Annotated in this window: 21 protein-coding genes; 9 read left to right on the top strand and 12 right to left on the bottom strand. The window is 54.0% G+C overall.

From position 1 onward, the window contains the following. The first annotated feature begins 193 nt into the window (after positions 1-193). On the top strand, positions 194-604 hold the full coding sequence (locus ACI0CA_RS11300) for a helix-turn-helix domain-containing protein (RefSeq protein ID WP_308448753.1): 411 nt from the start codon (positions 194-196) through the stop codon (positions 602-604). A 291-nt stretch (positions 605-895) separates the two neighbouring features. Here the strand turns inward: ACI0CA_RS11300 and ACI0CA_RS11295 are convergent, their stop codons facing one another. Further along, positions 896-1,744, bottom strand: coding sequence for an MBL fold metallo-hydrolase (locus ACI0CA_RS11295; protein WP_308448752.1), 849 nt, complete (start codon positions 1,742-1,744; stop codon positions 896-898). A 170-nt stretch (positions 1,745-1,914) separates the two neighbouring features. Beyond that, positions 1,915-2,973 (bottom strand): PTS transporter subunit IIC, encoded by a 1,059-nt coding sequence (locus ACI0CA_RS11290; RefSeq protein WP_316523222.1) that lies wholly within the window; start codon positions 2,971-2,973, stop codon positions 1,915-1,917. A 425-nt stretch (positions 2,974-3,398) separates the two neighbouring features. Here ACI0CA_RS11290 and ACI0CA_RS11285 point away from each other — a divergent pair, with 425 nt between their 5' ends. The 3 genes from ACI0CA_RS11285 (at position 3,399) to ACI0CA_RS11275 (ending at position 6,521) form a co-directional block, all read left to right on the top strand. Next, complete coding sequence (locus ACI0CA_RS11285) at positions 3,399-4,352, top strand: ROK family glucokinase (protein ID WP_417104749.1); 954 nt, start codon at positions 3,399-3,401, stop codon at positions 4,350-4,352. Between the two features lie 24 nt (positions 4,353-4,376). Continuing rightward, positions 4,377-5,771, top strand: a complete 1,395-nt coding sequence (locus ACI0CA_RS11280; RefSeq protein WP_343284690.1) for an MATE family efflux transporter — start codon at positions 4,377-4,379, stop codon at positions 5,769-5,771. 129 nt (positions 5,772-5,900) lie between these two features. Then, a complete protein-coding gene (locus tag ACI0CA_RS11275; protein WP_308448748.1) occupies positions 5,901-6,521 on the top strand; it encodes a flavin reductase in 621 nt (206 codons plus the stop codon). Between the two features lie 107 nt (positions 6,522-6,628). On the opposite strand, the gene ACI0CA_RS11270 is transcribed toward ACI0CA_RS11275, so the two are convergent. The 6 genes from ACI0CA_RS11270 to ACI0CA_RS11245 all read right to left on the bottom strand — a co-directional run bounded on the left by ACI0CA_RS11270 (position 6,629) and on the right by ACI0CA_RS11245 (position 11,854). Then, positions 6,629-7,924, bottom strand: a complete 1,296-nt coding sequence (locus ACI0CA_RS11270) for an MFS transporter (protein ID WP_446806796.1) — start codon at positions 7,922-7,924, stop codon at positions 6,629-6,631. Positions 7,925-8,219: 295 nt separating this feature from the next. Then, positions 8,220-8,723 (bottom strand): kinase, encoded by a 504-nt coding sequence (locus ACI0CA_RS11265; RefSeq protein WP_446806797.1) that lies wholly within the window; start codon positions 8,721-8,723, stop codon positions 8,220-8,222. Continuing rightward, positions 8,720-9,370, bottom strand: coding sequence for a GyrI-like domain-containing protein (locus ACI0CA_RS11260; protein ID WP_412358261.1), 651 nt, complete (start codon positions 9,368-9,370; stop codon positions 8,720-8,722). Before ACI0CA_RS11260 ends, ACI0CA_RS11265 begins: the two co-directional genes overlap by 4 nt. 25 nt (positions 9,371-9,395) lie before the next feature. Next, entirely contained in the window at positions 9,396-10,172 is a 777-nt protein-coding gene (locus ACI0CA_RS11255; RefSeq protein ID WP_419487630.1) for an ABC transporter permease, read from the bottom strand. Positions 10,173-10,244: 72 nt separating this feature from the next. Then, entirely contained in the window at positions 10,245-11,054 is an 810-nt protein-coding gene (locus ACI0CA_RS11250) for an ABC transporter permease (RefSeq protein ID WP_446806798.1), read from the bottom strand. Positions 11,055-11,062: 8 nt separating this feature from the next. Continuing rightward, entirely contained in the window at positions 11,063-11,854 is a 792-nt protein-coding gene (locus ACI0CA_RS11245; protein WP_446806799.1) for an ATP-binding cassette domain-containing protein, read from the bottom strand. Positions 11,855-12,231: 377 nt separating this feature from the next. Here ACI0CA_RS11245 and hrcA point away from each other — a divergent pair, with 377 nt between their 5' ends. From hrcA to ACI0CA_RS11220, 5 genes are all read left to right on the top strand, one after another. Next, entirely contained in the window at positions 12,232-13,257 is a 1,026-nt protein-coding gene (hrcA, locus tag ACI0CA_RS11240; RefSeq protein ID WP_395591632.1) for a heat-inducible transcriptional repressor HrcA, read from the top strand. A gap of 18 nt (positions 13,258-13,275) precedes the next feature. Then, entirely contained in the window at positions 13,276-13,839 is a 564-nt protein-coding gene (gene grpE, locus ACI0CA_RS11235; protein ID WP_446806800.1) for a nucleotide exchange factor GrpE, read from the top strand. Between the two features lie 71 nt (positions 13,840-13,910). Beyond that, on the top strand, positions 13,911-15,746 hold the full coding sequence (gene dnaK / locus ACI0CA_RS11230) for a molecular chaperone DnaK (RefSeq protein ID WP_176820117.1): 1,836 nt from the start codon (positions 13,911-13,913) through the stop codon (positions 15,744-15,746). Between the two features lie 84 nt (positions 15,747-15,830). Further along, complete coding sequence (dnaJ, locus tag ACI0CA_RS11225; protein WP_308448742.1) at positions 15,831-16,988, top strand: molecular chaperone DnaJ; 1,158 nt, start codon at positions 15,831-15,833, stop codon at positions 16,986-16,988. 210 nt (positions 16,989-17,198) lie between these two features. After that, positions 17,199-18,338, top strand: a complete 1,140-nt coding sequence (locus tag ACI0CA_RS11220) for a DUF3048 domain-containing protein (protein WP_446806801.1) — start codon at positions 17,199-17,201, stop codon at positions 18,336-18,338. 160 nt (positions 18,339-18,498) lie between these two features. Here the strand turns inward: ACI0CA_RS11220 and guaA are convergent, their stop codons facing one another. From guaA to purB, 4 genes are all read right to left on the bottom strand, one after another. Then, positions 18,499-20,046 (bottom strand): glutamine-hydrolyzing GMP synthase, encoded by a 1,548-nt coding sequence (gene guaA, locus ACI0CA_RS11215; protein ID WP_446806802.1) that lies wholly within the window; start codon positions 20,044-20,046, stop codon positions 18,499-18,501. Positions 20,047-20,105: 59 nt separating this feature from the next. Next, on the bottom strand, positions 20,106-21,932 hold the full coding sequence (gene glmS, locus ACI0CA_RS11210; protein ID WP_395507428.1) for a glutamine--fructose-6-phosphate transaminase (isomerizing): 1,827 nt from the start codon (positions 21,930-21,932) through the stop codon (positions 20,106-20,108). A 143-nt stretch (positions 21,933-22,075) separates the two neighbouring features. Further along, positions 22,076-23,356, bottom strand: a complete 1,281-nt coding sequence (locus ACI0CA_RS11205) for an adenylosuccinate synthase (protein WP_417422784.1) — start codon at positions 23,354-23,356, stop codon at positions 22,076-22,078. Positions 23,357-23,428: 72 nt separating this feature from the next. Beyond that, positions 23,429-24,859, bottom strand: coding sequence for an adenylosuccinate lyase (gene purB, locus ACI0CA_RS11200; RefSeq protein ID WP_417422783.1), 1,431 nt, complete (start codon positions 24,857-24,859; stop codon positions 23,429-23,431). Positions 24,860-24,955 lie beyond the last annotated feature (96 nt).

Raw genomic sequence — 24,955 nt, 5'->3', positions numbered from 1 at the left:
GATCGGTAGGTAAAATGCGCTGCCGGTCTTCTTTTTATTTCTAAAATGTGAATTTTTTGAAAAAACTGCCTCATCAGTAGTTTTTTTATTCCAAATCCCTTGACAAATTGCAAAAATAAAAATATACTGATATTACTTTCGACAGAATTAGTTGAAACAATATGGAATATGAAAATTGTCAGGAGGATATAGCATGAAAAGAAAAAAGCCATATATCCGTTTAACGAATTCCGAATTTGCGATGATGCAGCTCCTTTGGGAGGCCGGCCGTCCGTTGAACCGCGCAGAGATCATGGAGATTGCGCTGCGTGACCCGGAGAATCCGCTGTTTGCGAAGAATTCCTTCCACGTTATCATCAACAATCTGATCGGTTACCAGTTCATTGCAGCTTTCATCAACGACGGCCCCGGCAGAAAGAATGCCCGCCGCTTTGCGCCTTTGCTGACCCGCAATGAATATGCCGGTTTGCAGATTGCTACGACTGAGCACTACAAGGCTTCCGATATTCCGGAGATTGTTGCCGCTATCTTTAAGTACACGAAGGACGCGAATAAGGAAGAGCTTCTCCCGAAGATTGAAGAAGCTGTGCGCCGCTGCAAGTAAACGGAAAACAACATGCGCTATGAAGACGGCAGGGGTTGCTCTGTCGTTTTTCTTTTTTACAAGAATTCGACCGGAAAGCGCCTGAATATACAGAATTATATAATTGTATGCAAATTTGATATAACGAGAAGCGAAATTGACTGAACGGATTTTTAAAAAGGGCAATAGTTGTTGCCACAAAAGTACAATCAGTGAGTTTTTATATTACTTGTTCCTGTTATTGCCATAAAGAAAGAAGCGGAGATGCCCTTAAAAACCGGGGCGTCTCCGCTTTTTGCATGCAAGTAGAGTTTAAAGTGTCAGTTTCATGCCGTCGTAGGATATTTCGATGTCGTGCGGCGCGGCAAGCTCCACAAGCTCGTCATACAGAAGATGACCGTTGTGCGAGAAGTGGTTCATCACGCAGTGCGTGTGTTTGTCAATAATACCGAGCGCTTCGAGCTCCTCCTTGAGGCGGATGACCTCCGGCGCGCCCATGTGCGTGCTTTTAAAGCCGCAGTCTTCATAGCCGAGCGTAGTGTCGAAGCTGAAAAGATCGGCGGGCTTTTTCTGCGCCTTGAGGTAATCCCACACCTCTGGAAAATAGTAGCCGCTGTCGTGCATATAGAAGACAGATTTATCCTCGCGTGTATCGACAATGTGGTACACGAACGGCTGGTGCGAGGGGTTCATGTGGTTTGCGGGCAGCGGCGTTACGCGGTAGGGACCGGCTTCCACGGTCTCAAACGGCTTTAAGATGTGCCAGTGCATGGCGCTGTCGCTTTTTTCGTCAATTTCCCAATCGGCACAGCGGCGGAAATAATCGTAGGTCTCCTGTGCGCAGTAGATTTCAAGCTCGGGGCTGATCATCTCAAGGCTGTAAACGGAGCCGCGCACGGTGAGCTCCTGCGGGTAGAAATGATCCATGTGAAAGTGCGTGACGAACAGATACTTCACACGGCTGAGATCGAGATGATTCATGAGCTTGTGCATGTAGGTATCCGGCGGCAGGTCGAGCAGAAGATCGTCGTTGACGATAGCCTGCGAGCGTGTGCGGATGTTTTTGCCGCCGAGGCGCTGCGCCTCTAAGCAATATTTGCAGCGGCAGAATACGGCAGGCCAGCCCTCTGCGGCGGCGGTGCCAAGATATTGAAACTGCATTTTGTACCTCCCAAATCGAGAATAGACTTTTCTATTTGATTATACGGGCGAAAGGACGGAAAAACAAGGGTAATTCCGTACAAGAAAAACGTCGTGCAGTACCGCACATAGCACAATGAAAAACGCCTAAAGCGTTTCAGCCTTAGGCGTTTGCCGGAAAACGGAGATTTTTATGCGTCGATCTTCATGTCGCCGTCCTTGACCCAGCCGATCTTGCGGAAGATGAGGTCAAAGACAAAAGAAAGCACAGCCGGGAGCACGAAGCAGATGAGCACAAGGCCCAGCCAGTCCATAGCGGTGACGGCTGTTTTGGCGCCGGCAGTGATGTCGTTCAGCCAGCCGGTATAAACGCCGATCTGCCCCACAAGGCCGCAGGTACCCATGCCGCTGGAGATTGGTGCGCCGTTCATCTGCATGCCGAAAATGCATGTCGCGATGGGGCCCGTCACAGCGGAAGCAAGCGTAGGCGCAAGCCAGATGCGCGGGTTCTTGATGATGTTCGGCACCTGCAGCATGGAAGTGCCGATGCCCTGCGCAAAGAAGCCGCCCCAGCCGTTATCGCGGAAGCTGATGACCGCAAAGCCGATCATCTGCGCACAGCAGCCTGCAACGGCTGCGCCGCCCGCAAGGCCCGTTAAACCGAGCGCCGCGCAGATGGCCGCGCTGGAAATCGGCAGCGTCAATGCAACGCCGACGATGACGGAAACGAGAATGCCCATGAGGAACGGCTGCTGGGTGGTTGCCCACATGATAAGGTTGCCCACGCTGGAAGCCGCCGTGCCGATGTACGGCGCGAATAAGTACGCAAGGCCGCAGCCCGAAAAAATGGTGACGAGCGGCGTGACGATGATGTCTACCTTCGTCTTTTTGCTGACGAGCTTACCGAGCTCTGCCGCGATGATAGCGAGCACGAGCACCGCGAGAGGACCGCCTGCGCCGCCGAGCGTGTTTGCCGCGCCGCCGACTGCGACGAGCGAGAACAGTACGAGCGGGGGCGCCTGCAGCGCGTAGCCGATGGCGACCGCCATAGCGGGACCGGCTGCGGACTTTGCATACCCGCCAATCTCATCGAGCAGCGGAATGTTAAGCTGTGTGCCGAGCGTGGAAATGATGGTGCCGATGAGCAGGGAAGCAAAAAGCCCCTGTGCCATGGCGCTCATGGCATCGATAAAGTAGCGGTGCAGATACACCTTGACTTTGCTTTCTTTTTTGGAAGAAGTTCCCTCCATTTTTGTTCAATCCTTTCTTTTTACGGAGCGCAAAAGGTTCTCCGGCGCTCCTGGGTTTTACGCAAACGTGCGCTGCGCAGAATACGCGAGAAAGAATCTATATTGACTATGTTGCCGTCTGCCTCTGTCCGTTTTCGGAAGAACGCTGCGCCGCCGGGGGATTCCCGGGCTATTTGGTCACAGCGGCCGCGTAATGGCGGTACATCGGCAGGCGGCCGTTTGGGTTATACGTTAAAGAATACCACAAATTTCCCCTGTTTGCAAGGCGGTTGCTAAAAGACGGAGTTTTCCATAGTTTCCTTTGCAATCGGCGGCGAAATATGGTATACTATATTACTAATAGATTTACGGCTTGGACCGAAAGGGAATTTATACAGACGCGTGTTAAATGCGTGGGAAACCGCGCGCGGAGAGGAGTTACAAAAATGGAAAACAAAAAGTATGTCATCGGCGCCGACATCGGCGGTACGACGGTGAAGCTTGGTTTATTTGAGGAAGACGGCACTTTGCTTGAAAAGTGGGAGATTCCGACCGTGATTGAGGGCGACGGCACGGCGGTGCTGCGTGACATTGCGGCGGAAATTCAAAAGTGCAGAGAAAAGCACAACATCCCCGCAGACGGCATTTTGGGCGTGGGCGCGGGCATCCCCGGGCCGGTGACGGCGGACGGTGTGGTGCACCGCTGCGTGAACCTCGGCTGGGGCGTATTTGATGTGCGCACGGCGCTGGAAGAGACCGTAGGGCTTCCGGTCGTGGTCGTGAACGACGCGAATGCTGCGGCGATGGGTGAAGCCTGGAAAGGCGGCGGCCGTGGCAGCGAGAACGTGGTATTCATCACGCTCGGCACGGGCGTCGGCGGCGCGGTCATTTCGGATGGACGCATGGTGGCAGGCGCAAACGGTGCGGCGGGTGAGTTCGGCCACATGACGATCAACCCCGCGGAGACGGAGACGTGCGCGTGCGGCCGCCGCGGCTGCGTGCAGCAGTACGTTTCGGCCTCGGGTATTGCGAGACTGGCGCGAAAATACCTTGCCGAACACGAGGGAGAAAGCGCTTTGCGGAGTGTCGAGAAGCTCACAACAAAAGACGTGTTCGATGCCGCTAAAAACGGAGACAGCGCGGCAAACGCAATCTTAGAGAATGTGTACGATGCGTTCGGCTACACCATCTCTGCCGTGTGCACGGTGGCAGACCCCGAGGTCGTCGTCATCGGCGGCGGTGTCTCGAAAGCGGGCGAGATGCTCGTAGAAGGTGCGAAGAAAGGCTTCTTGAAATACGTATTTTACCCGAGCACCGACGTTCGGTTCAACTTGGCCGTGCTCGGCAACGACGCCGGCATTTACGGCTGCTGCAAGCTGCTTTTGGACAGCCTTGCGTGATAAGAACGGAAAGGATAGGGAGAAATGGATAATTCCAAAACAGAGCTATTTGAATCGATGCCGATCCCGAAGGCGGTCATAACGCTTTCGGTGCCGTCGGTCATCAGCTCGCTTGTGATGGTCATTTATAGCCTTGCCGATACGTTCTTTGTCGGCATGATGAACGACCCGGTGCAGAACGCCGCTGTTACGCTGGCGGCACCGCTTCTGCTGGCGTTTAATGCCGTCAACAACCTGTTCGGCATCGGCAGCTCCAGCATGATGAGCCGCGCACTCGGACGTAAGGATTACGATACCGTGTACCGCAGCTCGGCGTTCGGATTTTACGCGTCTTTGATTTGCAGCCTGCTGTTTTCTTTGCTGTACGGCGTATTGCAGTCGCCGATCTTGGTGATGCTCGGCGCGAATGCCGAAACGATGCAGGCAACGGCGGATTATTTGTTCTGGACTGTGCTGCTCGGCTCCGCGCCGTCCATTCTGAATGTCGTGCTGGCGTACCTTGTGCGCGCGGAGGGCTCTTCGCTGCACGCGAGCATCGGCACCATGTGCGGCTGCCTGCTGAACATTGTGCTGGACCCGATTTTCATTCTGCCGTGGGGTCTGAACCTCGGCGCAGCGGGCGCGGGCTGCGCGACCTGCCTTTCCAACACGGTTGCGTGTCTCTACTTCTTCGTGCTGCTGTTCGTGAAGCGCGGCAAGACGTACGTGTGCATCAAGCCCTCCATGTTCCGCCCATCGAAACAGATTGTCAAGGGCGTGTGCGGCGTGGGCATCCCGGCTTCCATCCAGAACCTTTTGAATGTGACCGGCATGACCATTCTCAACAACTTTACGTCCGCGTATGGCTCTGATCCGGTGGCGGCCATGGGCATCGCGCAGCGCGTCAACATGGTGCCGTTCCAGATTGCAATGGGCTTTTCGCAGGGCATTATGCCGCTGATCAGTTATAACTACGCGAGCGGCAATATCAAGCGCATGAAAAAAACGTTTACATTTACGGCGAAAATTTCGCTTGGCTTTATTCTGGCCGTGATGCTGACGTTCGTGGTTGCGGCGGAGCCGATTATCTCCATGTTCATGAAGAACGAGAGCATCGTTGCGTACGGCGCGGCGTTCCTGCGTGGCTTCTGCTTTGCACTGCCGTTCTTGTGCATCGATTTCCTCGCGCTAGGCGTGTTCCAGTCGTGCGGTATGGGTATGAAATCGTTCATATTCGCTGTTGTGCGCAAGATCGTGCTGGAGATTCCCGCGTTGTTTGTGCTGAATTGGCTGTTCCCGCTGTACGGCCTCGCGTATGCGCAGTTCGTCGCAGAGCTGATCCTCGGTACCATCGCCGTTGTCGTGCTTGTGAGAATGTTCCGCAGGCTCGAAAGAGAACATGCCGCACCGTATGTGAGCGATTCGGAAAGCGTGAAATAAGATTTGAAAAAGGAACGGTTTGTACACCGTTCCTTTTTGCATACACCGAAAATAACGCTTGACTTTTTGCTTTCTATCCGTTATTATGAAAATAGTAATTATTATTATTATTTTGATAGGAGGAGCAAAATGAATAACAAAGCGTTTTATAATTTGACATACGGCGTGTTTTTGTTGGCGACAAAAGCGGGGGAAAAGGCGAACGCCTGCATTGTGAATACCGGCGTGCAGGTCGCGGGGAGCCCTGTGCGCGTGGCGGTTTCTGTGCTGAATACGAATTACACCTGCGCGCTTATTAAGGAAAGCGGGCGGTTTACGTTGAGCGCGTTGGATGACAGCTGTTCGTTTGAGACCATTAAGCACTTCGGTATGCAGAGCGGTCGCGACGTCGATAAGCTGGACAGCCTGCCGATGCCGACAGACGAAAGTGGCGTACCGTATCTGAACTGGAGCACCTGCGCGCGGTTCAGCGGCAAGGTGACGCACAGTGTTGACCTCGGCACGCATACGCTGTTCATTGCAGAGGTGACGGAAGCCGAGGTGTGCAGCGACCGCGCTCCGCTGACCTATGCGGATTACCAGAATAAGCTGAAGCCGAAGTCGGAGAAGGTCGAGCGAGAGCAGAAGATCGTCGGCTGGCGGTGCAAAATTTGCGGGTATGTGTATGAGGGCAGCGCACTGCCGGAGGACTACGCATGTCCGTTGTGCGGGCACGGAACGGATGATTTTGAGCCGGTTTATGAAGAGTAAAGGAAAAAGGAACGGTTTGTACGCCGTTCCTTTTTGCATGTCCTATTAAGATTTACAGCGATATTTCACGGGTGTGAAGAGCGAACGGTGTAAAGCCCGGTGTTTCCTTACCGAATGGCTTTTTGCTTATCTGCAATGCGCAGGAAGAGGAAGCCGAGCGCAAAGAACACTGCGAGACATGCCACCGCCACGTTGATGGTGCCGCCTGCAAGCTTTACGGCTGCGATGACCGCAGAGCCGAGGAAGGACGCGCCTTTTGAGAAAATATCGTAGATACCGAAGTATTCGCCGGAGTTTTCCGCCGGGATGATCTTGGAGTAATACGAGCGCGAGAGCGACTGGATGGAGCCCTGGAAGCAGCCGATGAAGAACGCCAGAATCGCGAAGTGCAGGAGACTGCTGAGCATGAGCGCGTACAGCGCGATGCCGAAATAGCCCGCAATACAAACGAGAATGAGCGTGACGGTGTTGTATTTTTTCGAGAGCTTTGCGAAGACGAGCGAGCCTCCAAACGCAACGACCTGCGTTGCGAGCAGGAAGACGACCTGACCGACCGTGTTGAGGTTCAGGTCTGTGCCGATATTGATGGCGTTATCGATGATGGTGCCCACGCCGTCTATGTACAGGAAGAATGCGATGAGGAAGAACAGCACCTTTTTGTCGTGCGTCGCGATGTTTTTGAGGGTGTGGAAGATTTCCGCGAACGCCTTGCGGATATCATGCCCCTCGGTTTCCACATAGTTGCGCTGCTTAAAGCCGCGAATGAGAGGAATGGTGACGAGCAGCCACCACACGGCAGTCACCGTGAAGCCGATGCCTTTAGAGAGCATATCCGGCAGCACGCCGACCATATCGGGCCCAAGCACATAGGCGATGAGCGCGATGAGAAACGGGATGCACGAGCCGATGTATCCCCATGCAAAGCCGTAGGACGAAACCTCGTCCATGCGTTCTTCGCTGGTGATGTCGTTCAGCATGGAATCATAGATGGTCAGCGACGCACTGTAACAAATCTTCGTGAACACAAAAAGGATGAGGAACAGCAGCCAGCCGGTGATGAAGCCATTTAAAATGCAGCCGAAAATGCCGAGCGCTGCCGCGGTGGTGAACAGCACCTTTTTCTTATCTTTGTGGTCGGCGAGCACGCCGAAGATCGGCCCTAAAAACGCCACGATAACGGTGACGACCGCCACGGCGATGGAATAATACGCCGTTGCCTGATGCGAGTTGATCTGTCCCGGCGCAGTGCCGATGGCGAGGCTCTTGAACCAGATAGGGATGAGCGAGCAGGAGAGCATGGTGAACGCGGAGTTGCCCACGTCGTAGAGCACCCATGCGAATTCCTGTTCCGTCAGCCCGCGGAAGACCTTGAGCCGGTTGAGTGCGTGAAAAATTGATTTCATGTGAAGACCTTACTTTCTTTTTAAAATCAGGTGCGTGCTTTCGGTCTTACATTGTAGCGCCGCCCTGTTAAATCCGTGATGTCGGTTTGTAAAGGGAAAGAAAATTATGCACTCCTCTTTGTCCATTGTGCCCCTCTAAGCTTTACAAAAATTATCACTGTGTCTATTTTATCATAGATACGAACAAAATGCTATAAAATTATTTTTGCATCGATAGAAATTCAGGCAGAATATAACACAATATACAAAAAAAGAGCGGGGAGAACCTCGCTCTTTCCGAATTTATATGTATGGTTTATGTATCGAGGCGCTTTAAATCGGCGCAGATGCGGTCGATGATCTCGTCCTGCATCATGTCGGGCGTGAGGGTCTGCTCGTTTAATGCGGGGGCGTAGTCCTTTTCGTTCCACCATCTGCGCATTTCCTTTTCGCCGAACTCCGTGCGCTTGTCCTTCGTTTGGTGGCGGCGGAGCGTCTCCTCAAACGGGAGGTCAAAATAGTACGCGCAAATGTTTTCGCCGTAGAGCGCTTTTGCGGCATCGAAAAGCGGGGTGTACCATCGGCTGTTCAAAATGCCTTCTAAAATGACGAGCTCGTTGTGCGCGTGGCCGTACTCAAGCAGCATGATGAGCACGTCGTTTGCGCGAGTGCCCGCGCCGTCGTTCGTCTTTAAGATGTCGCGGCGGATGACATCTTGGGACAGTAGCATGGTGTTTTTGCCGAACTTTTCCTGTAAAGCTCTTGCGATGGTCGTTTTGCCGCTGCCGCTGTTGCCGCGCAGGGTGATGAGTTTTTTCATGTGGTGTGCTCCTTTACGCTTTTTTTGATGGGATGGCGAATGACCGTTTTCCACTTTTCCGGCGCGACCTTACGGGCATCGCTGAGGTAGATCTCGTGGTGCAGGCGCGCGGCGGTAAAGTCGTTTATATAGCCGTTTTCGGCGAGAAACGTGTCCATCAGCGCCACAGATGCGGGCTCATCGTCAAACGCGCCGTGGTGCATGATCTGCACGCAAAGGCCCTCGTCGATCGTCAAAAACTCCGCTTTGCTGCAATCAAGCTTTTTCTTCTTTTCGGCGGTCTGCACGGCCCAGGCGAAATCATCCGGCGTGATGAAATCCGGCAGGCGGATGACGGAGACCCAGTGGAAAGCAGATTTATCGGCATAATCGATGCTGTCCGTATTCTCCTGCCACCAAAAGCCCTCAAGCGGCGGCACGACATACTCGAAAAAGCCCTCGATGCGGTGGTCGGTCTTGTAGCTCATTTTAAGCGTGTAAGCGATCGCGTACAAAACGCTGATGGCCTGCTGATACGCGCCGTCCGGCTCGTTTGGGTCGCCGGTGCCGCGCACTGCAATGTAGTTTGCAGGCGGCACAGTGACGATCTCCGGCTTGTTTTTCGGCATGTAGAATTCTTTGTATTCTTTCTTAAAATCAAAGGGCATGGGAAAACCTCATTTCATAATATTGTTACGACCCCGTAGAGCGGTAGCGGCGCACGCCGAATTTCCAAAAGAGATAGCACGGGATAATAAATACGCAGGCGATAACGGGCAGAAGCATTGCACGGGCATCGTTGTGGCGGCCGATGAGGTACATCAGCGGGTAATACTGCACGAGCGCGTAGGGCACGATGTAGGTGCAGAACGTCAGTACGCCTTTGCCGTAAATGGAAAGCGGGTAGCGCCCGTGCTCGCGCATGCCGTCTGTTAAAATATTGATGAACTCGAGTCCCTCTAATGTGAAAAAGCATAGCCCGGCGAAGATCAAATACACGCCTGCAAAAAGCACGATGCCGCCTAAAATCATGAAAATGAGCGTCATAACGCGCGCGGCGCACCAATCGATTGGGCAGTTTTGAAGCGCCCAGATCAGCAGGAAAATCGCCATAATGCCCTTGCCGAAGCGCTCTAAATCCATGCGGCTGCACAGGACGAGGAAAACCTCGTTGCGCGGGCGCACCAGAACGCGGTCGAACTCGCCGTTCCCGATCATGCGGTTAAACGTATCAAACCCACGGAAGAACAGCTCCGCGAGCGAGAAGGATAACAGCACGATGGCGTAGCAGAGCGAAACCTCGGTGTACGTGAAGCCGTCCACCTGCTTAAATCGCATGAACATGAACTGCACGCCCCAAAAGCATGTGAGCGGTATAAATAGCTGCGCCAGTGCGGAAAGCAAGAACGAAGCCTTGTACTGCATGGCTTTCTTGATGTGGATAGACAGAAATTCAAAGTATAGTTTCATAGATGACCCCTTTCTTTGTATACTGCAAAACACGAACGATTTGCCGGGCAGCGGAACGACTTGTCGTTCCGTTTATCCTCCCTGAATCACTACCCGCTTCAGCGCATTTTTCATGAGGGTGTGACCGCCGAGCACCAGGACGAGCAGCCAGAAGATTTGTAAGCCTACGGCGAAAGCGGCGTTCGTGCCGGCAATATCGCCGCTGTACACGCGGTACGGCACGTTGCTTGTGGCAGCGAAGGGGGTCAGCTCGCAGATTCTGCGCAACGTAGGCGGGAAGAACGGCAGCGGTACTACGCCGCCGCAGAGAAAATCTGCCAGTGTGAGCAGCAGGGAGCGCAACCCGGTGGAAGAAAGGGTATACATGGTGAGGACATAGATGAGCAGCGTGAACGCCGTGCTGTTCAATGCGCCCAGCACCATGGTGAGCAGAAATAGAAAGAATGTGGGTAAATCTGTCGGCGCGGTCAAGTTATAGCCTGCGGGCAGAAGCGCCGAAACGACTAAGATTGGCACGGCGCGCAATGCAACCTTGGAAATACGACCGGAGAGAGATTTCGTGTACCACATGGCGTAGAGGTCGACGGGGCGGCACAGCGAATACGAGATGCTGCCGGAGGTGATTTCCTCTAAAATGTCGCCGTCCAAGACCCACGAGGCGAACATGGCTAAAAACGCCTGCTGTATCCATGTGTAGTTGACGGTCGCCTGCAAGGTCATCGGAAAAGCGGTGGGGTCACTGCGGTAAAACGCGTGGTAGGCGAAGATGATCAAAAAGCCCCACGCAAATTGCGTGGAGATGCCTGCCAATGCCGCTGCGCGGTACTGCAAGCCCGTCACACAGCGCAGACGGAAAAACGAAATGTATTTTTTAAGTTTCATGGCGCACCTCAAATATCAAACTGTTTGTAGAGCGCCGCGAGCGTTTCGTCAATCTGCCCGCTGCCGCCGCGCCGAATATCGTCGAGTGTGCCGTCTAATAAAATGCGCCCTTTGCCGATGAGCAGGACACGCTGCGCCAAGGCTTCCACGTCCTGCATGTCGTGCGTCGTTAAAATGACCGTGGTGCCGCGGCGCTTGTTCATATCGAGCACGAATTCGCGAACGGCGATCTTCGATACCGCGTCGAGCCCGATGGTGGGTTCATCCAAAAACAAGATGCGCGGGTCGTGCAGCAGGGAGGCGGCGATCTCACACCGCATACGCTGCCCGAGCGACAGACTGCGCGCCGGGGTCTTTAAGAGCTCCGATAAATGCAGAAGGTCGGTTAAATCCCGTAAATTTCGCTTGTAAACATCTTCGGTCACGGCGTAAATGTCGCGGATAAGCTCGAATGAATCGATGACGGGCACGTCCCACCATAATTGACTGCGCTGTCCGAACACAACGCCGATCTGCGAAACATGCGCGCGACGGTCTTTCCACGGCACGCGCCCGTCGATGACGCAAGTGCCGCTGTCCGGCGTTAAAATGCCGGAGAGAATTTTGATGGTGCTGCTTTTTCCGGCGCCGTTCGGGCCAATATAGCCCACGGCCTCGCCGTCTTCAATGCGGAACGAAACATCGTTTAGGGCGTGAATTTCTTCGTACTCGCGGCTGAAAAATGCTTTTGCGGCGTTTTTAAAGCCTGCGTTTCGTTTTCGCACGCGGAAGGTCTTTTGTAAATGCTCTGCCTGAATCATAGTATACTCCTCTTTTCCGTTAACGGTACGGACTTTCGGGCTAATGCGAACACAGAAACTGAAACACGGGCTATCAGTTTAATACAATTTTTATAAAATGTCAATAATTTGCACAAAAAATCCTGAAATTCTATTACAAAAAGTGAAGTTATGGCGAAGGCGCTTTTTTTCGGTATCTTTATATATAAACAGGAATTTGGCACTGTGGAGCCGGAAATGCTAAAAACAGCCTAAAAACGGATGCCGACCGGGAAGAATTCGCACATTCACAAAGTATTTACAAATTTTGGTGTTGACATTTCCTGACCTTTGCAGTATAGTATAGACAAGGGTTAGCACTCGGGAACATAGAGTGCTAAAACCTGAGAGGTGCAAGTATGGAACTGACAAAACGCAAACAAAATATACTTGCCTCGATCGTAGACGGATACATTCGCACGGGCGAGCCGGTGGGCTCCAAGTCCATTGCGGAAAAAGCAGGTGTTTCTTCCGCAACGGTGCGCAACGAGATGGCAGAGCTTACGGAGCTGGGGCTTTTGGAACAGCCGCACACCTCTGCGGGGCGTGTGCCTTCACAGGAGGGCTACCGCGAGTTCGTAGATGCGCTGATGCAGCCGGAAACGTTAACGGAAGCCGAAAAGCTTACGATAGACGCGATGCTTGCAAAAAGCGCGTTTGACCCGGAACGATTATTGCGTGGCGCGGCGAAAACGCTGGCGGCTTCTACACGGTACCTTGCGTTGAGCACCACGCCGAGCGGCGCGGATGCAAAGATCAAGGCGGTGCAGTTCGTGCAGACGAGCCGCCGCACCGCGATGCTCATTATGATGAGCAGCGCAGGTACCATGAAAAACAAGGTGTTTCACTGCGACTTTGATCTTTCAAACGAGATTATGCGCATTTTCTTCCGCGTGCTCAACGAGCGCGTGACAGGGCGCGACGTGGCGGAGATTAACCGGGCATTTGTGCAAAACCTTGCGATCTCGCTGGGGGATATGGCAATTTTGATGTCGCCGGCGCTGGCGGCGCTTTTGGAAGTGGCGCTTGAAACGATGCAGACGGAAATTTCCGTAAGCGGTCAGATGAACCTGCTGTTCTACCCGGAATACAAGCTTGGCGGTGCACGCCGGGTGATGGATATTCTGGAAAGACGGGAGCTTTTGACAGAACTTCTCGCAGGCAAGCAGAACCGCACACAGATCAAGATCGGCACAGAGACCGGGCAGAACGCCTTGGCGGAATCGTCGGTCATTTGCTCACGGTACAGCGTGAACGGCAGAGATGCCGGCGCGGTCGCCGTGATCGGCCCGATGCGGATGCAGTACGCACACGTCGCGGCACAAACAGCATATGTCGCAGATCGTGTAGGCGAAATGCTTACGCGCATCATGCGGGAAGAATAGAGAAAGGAGCGTTGCCAGATGGCAGAGGAAAAGAAGCCTGTTCAGGAACCCGAGCAGGAAGCGAATACCGAGCCGGCAGAGGAATCTGCAAAGGCTGTGGAAAAGGAGAAAAAGAAAAAGAAGAGCGAGAAGATTCCAAAAGAGGATTACGACCGCTTGCAGGCGGAGTTCGACAGCCACAAGCAGCAGCACCTGCGCGTGCTTGCCGAGTACGATAACTTCCGCAAGCGTTCCGCAAACGAAAAGAACGCCGTTTACAATAACGCCGTTTCCGATACAATCAACGCGATTTTGCCGGTGGCCGATAATATCGACCGTGCACTGGCACAGGAAAATGTCTCCGCAGAGGATATGAAAAAAGGCGTTGAGATGATTGCAAGTCAATTTAAGGCGAGCTTTGAAAAGCTTGGCATCCGAGAAGTCGGTCAGGTTGGCGAGCCGTTTGACCCGGCGCTGCACAACGCGGTGGCGCACATTGAAAGCGACGAGCTTGGCGAAAACGTCATTTCGGCGGTGTTCCAGAAAGGCTACATGCTGGGCGATAAGGTCGTAAGACACGCCATGGTACAGGTAGCAAACTAAATCAGCAAATATCCATTTATATAGTAATTCAGAATTCACACACTCATTTGAGTTAAAGGAAGGTAATTGATATGGCAAAGACAATTGGTATTGACCTTGGTACAACAAACTCTTGCGTAGCGGTTATTGAAGGCGGCGAGCCGGTCGTTATCGCAAACGCAGAAGGCGCAAGAACCACCCCGTCCGTCGTGGCATTCTCCAAGACAGGCGAGCGCATGGTCGGTCAGGTCGCAAAGCGTCAGGCGATTACGAACCCGGACCGCACGATCTCCTCTATTAAGAGAGAGATGGGCACAGACCACAAGGTGACGATCGACGGTAAGAGCTACACCCCGCAGGAAATCTCCGCAATGATCCTCCAGAAGCTGAAGGGCGACGCGGAAGCTTACCTCGGCGAGAGCGTTACGAGCGCAGTTATCACCGTTCCGGCGTACTTCACGGACGCACAGCGTCAGGCGACGAAGGACGCGGGCAAGATCGCGGGCCTCGATGTAAAGCGTATCATCAACGAGCCGACGGCAGCAGCACTGTCCTACGGTATCGATAAGGAAGACGACCAGAAGATCATGGTTTATGACCTCGGCGGCGGTACGTTCGATGTTTCCATCATTGAGATGGGCGACGGCGTGCAGGAGGTTCTGGCTACGGCCGGCAATAACCGCCTTGGCGGCGACGACTTTGATAAGCGCGTCATGGATTGGATCATCAACAGCTTCAAGGTTTCCGACGGCATCGACCTTTCCGGCGATAAGATGGCTATGCAGCGTATTAAGGAAGCGGCAGAGAAGGCAAAAATCGAGCTTTCCGGCATGACGAGCGCTTCCATCAACCTGCCGTTCATCACGGCGGATGCGACCGGCCCGAAGCACCTTGACCTCACGCTCTCCAGAGCAAAGTTCAACGAGCTCACCGCAGACCTCGTTGAGAAGACCATGGGCCCGGTTCGTCAAGCACTGAGCGACTCCGGCCTCTCCATCGGTGAGATCAACAAGGTTCTCATGGTCGGCGGTTCCTCCAGAATTCCGGCTGTTCAGGAAGCAGTTAAGAAGCTTATCGGCAAAGAGCCGTTCAAGGGCATCAACCCGGACGAATGCGTTGCAATCGGCGCCGCACTTCAGGCAGGCGTTCTCGGCGGCGAAGTTCAGGGCTTGCTGTTGCTTGACGTTACTCCGCTTTCTCTCGGTGTTGAGACCATGGGCGGTGTGATGACGAAGATCATCGACAGAAACACCACTATCCCGACCAAGAAGAGCCAGATTTTCTCCACGGCGGCTGATGGTCAGACGCAGGTTGAGGTCAACGTTCTGCAGGGCGAGCGTGAATTTGCACGCGATAACAAGCAGCTGGGTCTCTTTAAGCTCGACGGCATCGCTCCGGCTCCGCGCGGCATCCCCCAGATTGAAGTTACATTTGACATCGACGCAAACGGCATCGTAAATGTTTCCGCTAAGGATCTCGGTACCGGTAAGGAACAGCACATCACGATTTCTTCTTCCTCCAACATGAGCAAGGAAGACATCGATAAGGCTGTTAAGGCGGCTGAGCAGTTTGCAGAGGAAGACAAGAAGCGCCGTGAAGAGGTTGAGACGAAGAACAACGCAGAGAACCTCTGCTACCAGGCGGAGAAGCTCGTAAACGAGAGCGGCGACAAGCTGGAAGAGGCGGACAAGACCGAAGTGAACAACAAGGTTGCAGCTCTGAAGACCACCATGCAGAACGGCACGGTCGAGGAGATCAAGTCCGGCATGGATGAGCTGCAGAAGGCGATTTACGCGGTTAGTGAGAAGCTGTATAAGGCAAGTGCACCGCAGCAGGGCGAGCAGGCAGCCCCGGGCGCAAACCCGCAGCAGGGCGGCCAGAACCCGAACGGTGACGTTTACGACGCAGACTACAAGGACGTCGATTAAGTTTTATAAATGACACGTTCAAAAGTGCAAGGGGAGCCGAAAGGCGTCCCTTGCCTTTTGGAGTTTGCGAGGAGATGACAGCGGATGGCGGACAACAAAAGAGATTATTATGAAGTGCTTGGGGTCGATAAGAGCGCATCAGACGATGTGATTAAAAAGGCGTACCGCAAGCTTGCAAAGCAATACCACCCGGACTTGAATCCCGGAGATAAAAATGCGGAAGCGAAGTTTAAGGAAGTCAACGAAGCGTATGAGGTACTTTCTGATAAAGACAAGAAGGTGCGCTACGACCAGTTCGGCTTTGCGGGCGTAGACCCGAACTTCGGCGGCGGCGCGGGCGGCGGAAATCCGTATGCCGGCGGCGCAGGCGGTTTTGATTTTACCGATATTTTCGACAGCTTCTTCGGTGGCGGTTTCGGGGGCGGCGGACGCCGTGCGAACCCGAACGCACCGCGCCGCGGCAGTGACGTAGAGGCAAGCGTCACCCTTTCGTTTGAGGAAGCGGCAAAGGGCTGCAAGAAAAATGTGACCTACCACCAGATCGAAAATTGCCCGGATTGCAACGGCTCCGGCGCGGCTAAGGGCACAAGCCCCAAGACCTGCCCGAACTGCGGCGGCTCCGGCCAGGTGCGCATCAACCAGCGCACACCGTTCGGCGTGGTGCAGTCCACAAGCACGTGCGACCGCTGCCACGGCAGAGGCCAGATTGTCGATACCCCGTGCAAAACGTGCGACGGCAAGGGTAAGATCCGCCGCCAGAAGACGATCGAGATTTCCGTTCCGGCGGGTATCGATGACGATCAGATTCTGAATGTCGGCGGCAAGGGCAATGCCGGTTCCAACGGCGGTCCGAACGGCGACCTGCACGTATACATTACAGTTCGTCCGCATGCCATTTTCACGCGCCGCGGCAACGACGTTTGGTGCGATATGCCAATCACGTTCACGCAGGCTGCACTCGGCGCGGAAGTCACGGTGCCGACGCTCGACGGTAAGGTGAGCTACACCGTACACGAGGGCACGCAGCCGGGCGACGTGTTCAAGCTCAAGGGCAAGGGTATTCAGAGCATCAACGGCAGAGGACGCGGCGACCAGTACGTGCGCGTAACCGTTGAAGTGCCGAAAAACCTGAGCAAGCGCCAAAAAGAGCTTTTGCAGGAATTTGAACAGAATGCCGACGAAAAGAACTATCAGAAGCGTAAAAGCTTCTTCGGCAAGATCAAAGACCTGTTTGAAGACTAAACACATGAAAGTTTAAAGTATCCTCCGTTCTGTACAGAGCGGGGGATATTTTCTATATAAGCTCTTTACATTTTCAACTTTGCGCTCGTTGTGCGGCTTGGTATCGGCATTTTGGCGCTGCCCGACAATTTTTGTGCATTTTTTTGTTGCAATCCGCTGTGTTTCGGACTATACTAAATAGTAGAAATCAACAAATGGAGGTTGATAAAATTGAAAAAGAGAATATTTGCGCTGTGCAGCGCCTTGCTGCTCAGCCTGACTGTGTTCACGGGTTGCGGATCAAAACCGACGGAGGAGAGCGTCGCAAGCGAGCCGGAAGCGACTGCCACGGCTGCTCCGACGGCAGAGGCGGAATCTTCCGCAGCAGAGAGCACCGCAGAACCCACGGAAGCACCTTCCACGGAACCGGCGAATGTGAACCTGCTCACCGGCCTGCCGACCTTGACGGACGGCGCCATCGGCAAACGTCCTGTCGCCGTAATGGTGAATAACGTAGACGCCGCCCTGCCGCAATATGGCATCTCCGCCGCAGATCTTATTTTTGAGTTACCGGTGGAATACGACCTGACCCGTTTGATGGCCGTTTATGGGGATTATACCCAAATTCCCGAGGTTTGTTCCATTCGCAGCTGCCGATACTATTATCCGATTTTGGCGGTTGGGTTTGATGCGGTTTATGTGCATTGGGGAATCAATCCTACTGTTGCTGTGGATACAATTAATAGCATGGAAATTGATCATTTTGATGGCGATTCTTACGGATCTGGTAAGTACTTTGGGCGTGATAAAGATCGTCTCAGTGCTGGCTATGCACTGGAACATACCGGCGTGTTCTACGGCACAAAAGTGCCGGAAATGCTGGAAGCTAACAATGTTCGTACCGATTTGAAGGAAGATAAGATGGGCACAGCGTTTAAGTTCGTTGAGATGGACAAAAATGCTGCTCCGAGCGGAGAGGATGCAAAAAATATCCGTGTTGACTTTGGCGCGAATTACAGTACATTCAGCTATGATGCAGACAAGCATGTGTACATGAAAAACTACCAGAATAAGCCGCATATGGACAGTAAAACGAATGAGCAGCTTCAGTTTGAGAATCTTATTATCTTGGAAACAAAAATTACACCATATCCAACAGATAGCGTCTTGAAGTATGTCGACTGGGAAGGCGGCGAAAATGCAAAGGGCTACTATATTTCCGAGGGCAAAATGGTGCCGATTACTTGGTCTAAGGCCGGTATGTATGACCCGCTGAAGTTCTTTGACGCGAACGGCAACGAGTTGCAGCTCAATCGCGGTAAGTCCTACATTGCGTTCACCTATGCGGGAAACTGCAAGGTTGAAGGGTAAAAGTTAAGAAAACAGACAAAAAGAGCTATCTGACTTCTCTAACAGAAATCAGATAGCTCTTTATTCTTGGATAATCTTAAAATGTTGTCATTTTGTTGTCACGGAGCAATTCCCGGGCACAAAAGTCCAGCATTTTCAAGGCATTCCAGCCTTTCGGGTATTATTCAAATTCGATCGTTGCCGGGGGTTTGCCGGTGCAGTCGTAGAGGACGCGGTTGACGTGCTGGACCTCGTTGACGATGCGGCTGGTGACGGTTTGGAGCAGGCCCCACGGAATCTCGGCGGCTTCGGCCGTCATGAAATCGGTGGTGGTCACGGCGCGCAGGGCCACGGCATAGTCGTAGGTGCGCTCATCGCCCATAACGCCCACACTGCGCATGTTGGTCAGCGCGGCGTAGTACTGGCTGATGCTCTTATCGAGACCGGCTTTTGCGATCTCCTCGCGCCAGATGGCGTCGGCTTCCTGCACCATCTTGACCTTATCCGGCGTGACTTCGCCGATGATGCGGATGGCAAGGCCGGGGCCGGGGAACGGCTGGCGGCTGACGAGGTATTCCGGCAGACCCAGCTCACGGCCGGCCTGACGTGTCTCGTCCTTAAAGAGGTCACGCAGCGGCTCGACGATCTCCTTGAAATCGACGTAATCCGGCAGACCGCCTACGTTGTGGTGCGACTTGATGACGGTGCTTTCGCCGCCGAGGCCGCTTTCCACGACGTCGGGGTAGATGGTGCCCTGCGCGAGGAAATCGACGGTGCCAATCTTCTTTGCTTCTTCTTCAAAGACGCGGATGAACTCTTCGCCGATGATCTTGCGCTTTTTCTCCGGTTCGGATACGCCGGCGAGCTTATCGTAGAAGCGCTGGCGAGCGTTGACGCAGACGAAATTGAGCTCGAACTGGCCGTTCGGGCCGAAGACCTCGCAGACTTCTTCCATCTCGTTCTTGCGCAGCAGGCCGTGGTCGACGAATACGCAGGTGAGCTGCTTGCCGACGGCTTTAGAGAGCATGGCTGCCGCAACGGAGGAATCAACACCGCCGGAAAGGGCGCACAGCACTTTGCCGTCGCCAATCTTCTCACGCAGCGCCTTGACGCTCGTCTCGACGAAGGAGCCCATTTTCCAGTCGCCCTTGCAGCCGCAGACGTTGTAGACAAAGTTGTGCAGCATCGTCTTGCCTTCCGGCGTGTGGAGCACTTCCGGATGGAACTGGAAGCCGTAGAGGTTCTTTTCCGGCAGCTCGATGGCGGCGACCGGACAGTTATCGGTATACGCGGAGATTGTGAAGCCTGTGGGCGCGGTCTCGGCGTAGTCGTTGTGGCTCATCCAGCAAATGGTCTCCGGGCTGACGTTCTCAAAGACCTTGGACTTGGTATCGACGTGAACCAGCGTTTTGCCGTATTCACGCTCCGGCGCCTTGCAGACATGACCGCCGAGCAGATGCGTCATGAGCTGGAAGCCGTAGCAAAGTCCGAGCACGGGGATACCGAGATCGAAAATCGCGGGATCAATGGTCGGCGCACCGTCGACGTAAACGCTGTTCGGGCCGCCGGTGAAGATGATGCCCTTGGGGTTCTGTGCGCGAATGGCGTCAAGACCCACGCGGTAGGACACGATCTCGCAGTATACATTGCACTCGCGGACGCGGCGTGCGACCAGCTGGTTATACTGTCCGCCGAAGTCCACTACGAGCACTTTTTCGTTTTGTGGCATATTACACCCTGCCTTCCTGAATTTAAAACGTTGGTTCAACGATTGAATACAATTCTATTTTACTCCACTGTGACAGATTTTGCAAGATTGCGCGGCTTATCAATATCGCAGCCCTTCATGGAGGCGACATAGTACGCAAACAGCTGCATTGGGATGACTGAGAGGGAGGGGAGCATGAACGATGCGGTCTTCGGAATGTAGAACACCATATCTGTCTGCCCGGCAATCTCTTTTTTGTCTTCAGTCGCAACACCCAGCACGACAGCGCCGCGCGCCTTAACCTCTTTGATATTCGACATCATTTTATCAAAGAGGCGGGCGTCGGTCGCAAGCGCGATGACAAGCGTACCGTCTTCGATGAGGGAGATCGGGCCGTGCTTGAGCTCGCCCGCGGCGTAGGCCTCGGAGTGAATGTAGGAAATCTCCTTGAGTTTGAGGGAAGCCTCCAGAGACGCGGCGTAATCGACATTGCGGCCGATAAAGTACATGTCGCTCGCGTTGAAATACTTGGAAGCAAAGAACTGAATATTCTCCTTGTGCTTCAGCATTTCGTCAATCTGCTCCGGCAGCTTTTCGAGCGCCGCGATGTATGCACTGAGCTGCTCCTGCGTGAATTTGCCGAGCTGCTCGCCGATGTACAGCGCCAGAAGATAAATGACCGCAAGCTGCGTGCTGTATGCTTTTGTGGACGCGACGGAAATTTCCGGGCCTGCCCACGTATACAGCACGTCGTCCGATTCGGTTGCAATGGTGCTGCCGACAACGTTCACGACGGAGAGCACACGACAGCCCGCACGCTTCGCTTCGCGCAGCGCCGCCAGCGTATCGGCGGTCTCGCCGGACTGGCTGATGATGATCATGAGCGTGTTTTCGTTGAGGATCGGGTCGCGGTAACGGAACTCAGATGCAACATCCACTTCGACCGGGATGCGCAGCAGCTCTTCAAACGCGTACTTTGCCACGACGCCCACGTGGTACGCCGTGCCACACGCCACGATGTTGATTTTTGTGAAGCGGCGCAGCTCCTCGGCGGTCAAGGTGATGTCATCAAGCACGATGTGCCCGTTGCGGATACGCGGTGTAATGGTATCACGCACGGCTTTCGGCTGCTCGAAGATCTCCTTCATCATGAAATGCTCAAAGCCGCCCTTTTCGGCCGCTTCAATATCCCACTCGATGTGCTCGATCTCTTTTTCGACCGGCTCGCCGTCTGCGTTATAGAACTTCACGCCGTCGCGGGTGAGTTCTGCAATTTCGTTATCCTTTAAGCGGCAGATCTCGCGCGTCTTTGATAAGATCGCGGGAATGTCGGACGCGATGAAATTTTCGCCCTGCCCGATGCCGATGATGAGCGGGCTGTCCTTGCGTACTGCGTAGATACAGTCCGGGTGGTCGGCACTGATGATGCCGAGCGCATAGCTGCCCTCCACCTTGGAGATGACCTTTTCAATCGTCTCCAGAATGTCGCCCTTATCGTAGTATTCGAGCATCTGCGCGACAACCTCCGTATCGGTTTCCGATACGAACTGTACGCCGCGGCGCATGAGGTGCTGCTTGAGGTAGAGGTAATTCTCGATGATGCCGTTATGCACAACGGCAAAACGACCGCCCTCGCTCACCTGCGGGTGCGAGTTTACATCGCTCGGTGCGCCGTGCGTCGCCCAGCGCGTGTGGCCGATGCCGAGCGTACCGGTCAGTGCTTTGCCGCCGTCCAACAGGTCGCTCAGTACGCGCAGCCGGCCTTTCGATTTTACAACTTTCAATCCGTCTTCCGAGAAGACTGCTACACCTGCGGAGTCATATCCGCGGTATTCCAACTTTTCCAACCCCTGCAAGAGAACGGGTACTGCCTGATCGTTACCGATATAACCGACGATTCCGCACATATCCTAAACCATCCTTTCAGAATTTACAATTCAAAATTGGTTATTCTTTGTACAGTGGAAATATAACTGTATTTAATGATTTGTATGCAAAGTAGGGGAAAGCAGGCGGCTTGGGGCTGCCTGCTTTCTTAGAATATCTTAAATTAGCGATACATGATGTCTTCGCGGGCAGGGCCGTTCGAAACCATGCAGACCGGAACACCGAGGTGCTTTTCGGCAAACTCGACGTAATGACGTGCGTTCTCCGGGAGATCCTCGAACTTCTTGATGCCGCGGATGTCGCATTTCCAACCCGGGAGCTTCTCGAAAATCGGCTTGCAGCGCTTGAGCTCCGTAGTGGTCGGGAAGTAATCAATCTGCTTGCCGTCGAGCTCGTAGCCGACGCAGACCGGAATCTCATCGAGATAGCCGAGTGCATCAAGTACGGTCATGGCAATGCCGGTTGCGCCCTGCACCTGGCATCCATAGCGGGCTGCAACGAGGTCGAGCCAGCCGACACGACGCGGACGGCCGGTGGTAGCACCGTACTCGCCCTTATCGCCGCCGCGCTTTCTCAGCTCTTCCGCTTCATCGCCGAAAATCTCGGAAACGAACTCGCCTGCGCCGACAGCGCTGGAATACGCCTTAACGACCGTGTAAATCTCTTTGATCTCATACGGCGGGATGCCGCCTGCACCGACAGCGCCGAAGCCGGCGACCGGGGAGGAGGAGGTGACCATCGGATAAATGCCGAGGTCCGGGTCCTTCAGGGAGCCGAGCTGACCCTCGAGCAGAATGGTTTTGCCTTCCTTAACGGCGTTGTGAAGAATGGTGAATGTATCGGCCACATACGGCGCGATGAGTTCCTTGTACTCCATGAGCTTTGCGTAAATCTCTTCGCGGTCGAGCGGCTCAACCTTATAAAGGTTGGTGTAGAGTACATTCTTGAGATCGAGCACATGGTCAATCTTCTCCATCAGGTCCTCTTTGCTGCCGAACAGCTCGCTGACCTGAAAGCCGATCTTTGCGTACTTATCGGAATAGAACGGTGCGATGCCGCTCTTGGTGGAACCAAAGGACTTAGAAGCCAGACGGGCTTCTTCCATGCCGTCCAGTGCTTTGTGGTACGGCATAACGATCTGGCAGCGGTTGGAGATGAGGATGTTCGGCATCGGAACACCCTGTTCCGTTACAGCCTTGAGCTCGTCGATGAAGTTTTCAACGGAGAGCGCAACGCCGTTGCCAATGATATTGAGGATGTTCTTTCTAAAAATACCGGAGGGCAGCTGATGCAGAGCAAAGCGACCGTAATTGGTGATGATCGTGTGGCCGGCGTTGCTGCCGCCCTGGAAACGAACAACAATATCGGAATCTTCCGCCAGAATATCGGTGATTTTGCCTTTTCCTTCGTCGCCCCAGCAGGCGCCGACAATTGCTTTTACCATAATAGTTCAAGCCTTTCTAATATATTATATATATTTATTTCCTCCCAAAGCCGTTTAAAACGGCGGGGTGAATTACAGATTGATCTCTGCGGTTTCCGTTTCGGTGTCTGCATAGCGATCGAGAATCGGCTTTACGACATCGTGAAGGAAAATTTCGGTCTGGCGCGGTGCGCGGCCGACATACTTGTGCGGGTCTACGATGCCCTTGAGCTCGTCGAGTGTGACGCCGAAGATCGGGTCGTTTGCGATGCGCTCCAGAAGGTCGTTTTCACCGCCCTCTTCCTTAATGACCTTTGAGGCTGCCATGGAGTGCACGCGCACGTGCTCGTGCAGCTCCTGACGGTCTGCGCCGCGCTTTGCGGCGTCCATCATGATGTTTTCCGTCGCCATGAACGGCAGCTCGCGGCGGAGGTGCTGCTCGATGACCTTCGGGTAAACTACAAGGCCGTCCGCAACGTTCATTACAAGGTTCAGGATCGCGTCGGTCGCAAGGAAAGCTTCCGGCACGCTGATGCGCTTGTTCGCGGAGTCGTCCAGCGTGCGCTCAAACCACTGCGTAGAAGCGGTAATCGCCGGGTTCAGCGCGTCTACGACAATGTAGCGTGCAAGGGAGGCGATACGCTCGCTGCGCATTGGGTTGCGCTTATACGCCATGGCGGAGGAACCGATCTGGTTCTTCTCAAACGGCTCTTCCACTTCCTTCAGGTGCTGCAGAAGACGGATGTCATTCGAGAATTTTGCGGCGCTCTGCGCGATGCAGCTCAAAACGTTCAGCATCTGGCTGTCAAGCTTACGCGGGTAGGTCTGGCCGGAGACGGCAAAGCAGCTCTCATAGCCCATTTTCTCGGCGATTTTCGCGTCGATCTTTGCGGCCATTTCATCGTTGCCGTCGAAAAGCTCAAGGAAGCTTGCCTGTGTGCCCGTGGTGCCCTTGGAGCCGAGCAGCTTCGCTTTGCTGAGCTGATACTCCACGTCTTCAAGGTCCATCAGAAACTCCTGCATCCACAGCGTGGCGCGCTTGCCCACGGTGGTCGGCTGTGCCGGCTGGAAGTGGGTGAAGGCGAGCGTGGGCAGGTCTTTATATTCTTCCGCAAAATGGGAAAGAATGCGGATGACATTGACGAGCTTCTTCCTAACAATCATCATGGCTTCCGTCATGATGATGATGTCGGTGTTGTCGCCGACATAGCAGCTTGTTGCGCCGAGGTGGATGATGCCGGCAGCCTTCGGGCACTGCTGTCCGTAGGCATACACATGGCTCATCACGTCGTGGCGCACAAGGCGCTCGCGCTCTTCGGCGACTTCATAGTTGATGTCCTCGGCGTGTGCCTTCAGCTCATCGACCTGTTCCTGCGTGACCGGCAGACCGAGCTCCATTTCGCTCTCTGCAAGCGCGATCCAAAGGCGGCGCCAGGTCTTGAACTTCATGTCCGGCGAAAACAGGTACTTCATCTCTTTGTCGGCATAGCGGGAGGACAAGGGGGATTCATACGTATCTTTCATGTTTATCTTTTCCTTTAATCAAATAAATAACAAACGGAGAATGCGGCAATAAACCGCGTAAACGGAGCCTCCGCGTTTTCGGGGACTCCGTTTCGT

It is taken from the genome of Hominenteromicrobium mulieris, from assembly GCF_046197855.1.
Taxonomy (GTDB): Bacteria; Bacillota; Clostridia; order Oscillospirales; family Acutalibacteraceae; genus Hominenteromicrobium; species Hominenteromicrobium mulieris.
The sequence above is the reverse complement of the archived record's forward strand: the minus strand, read 5'-3'. Positions and strand labels throughout refer to the sequence as shown.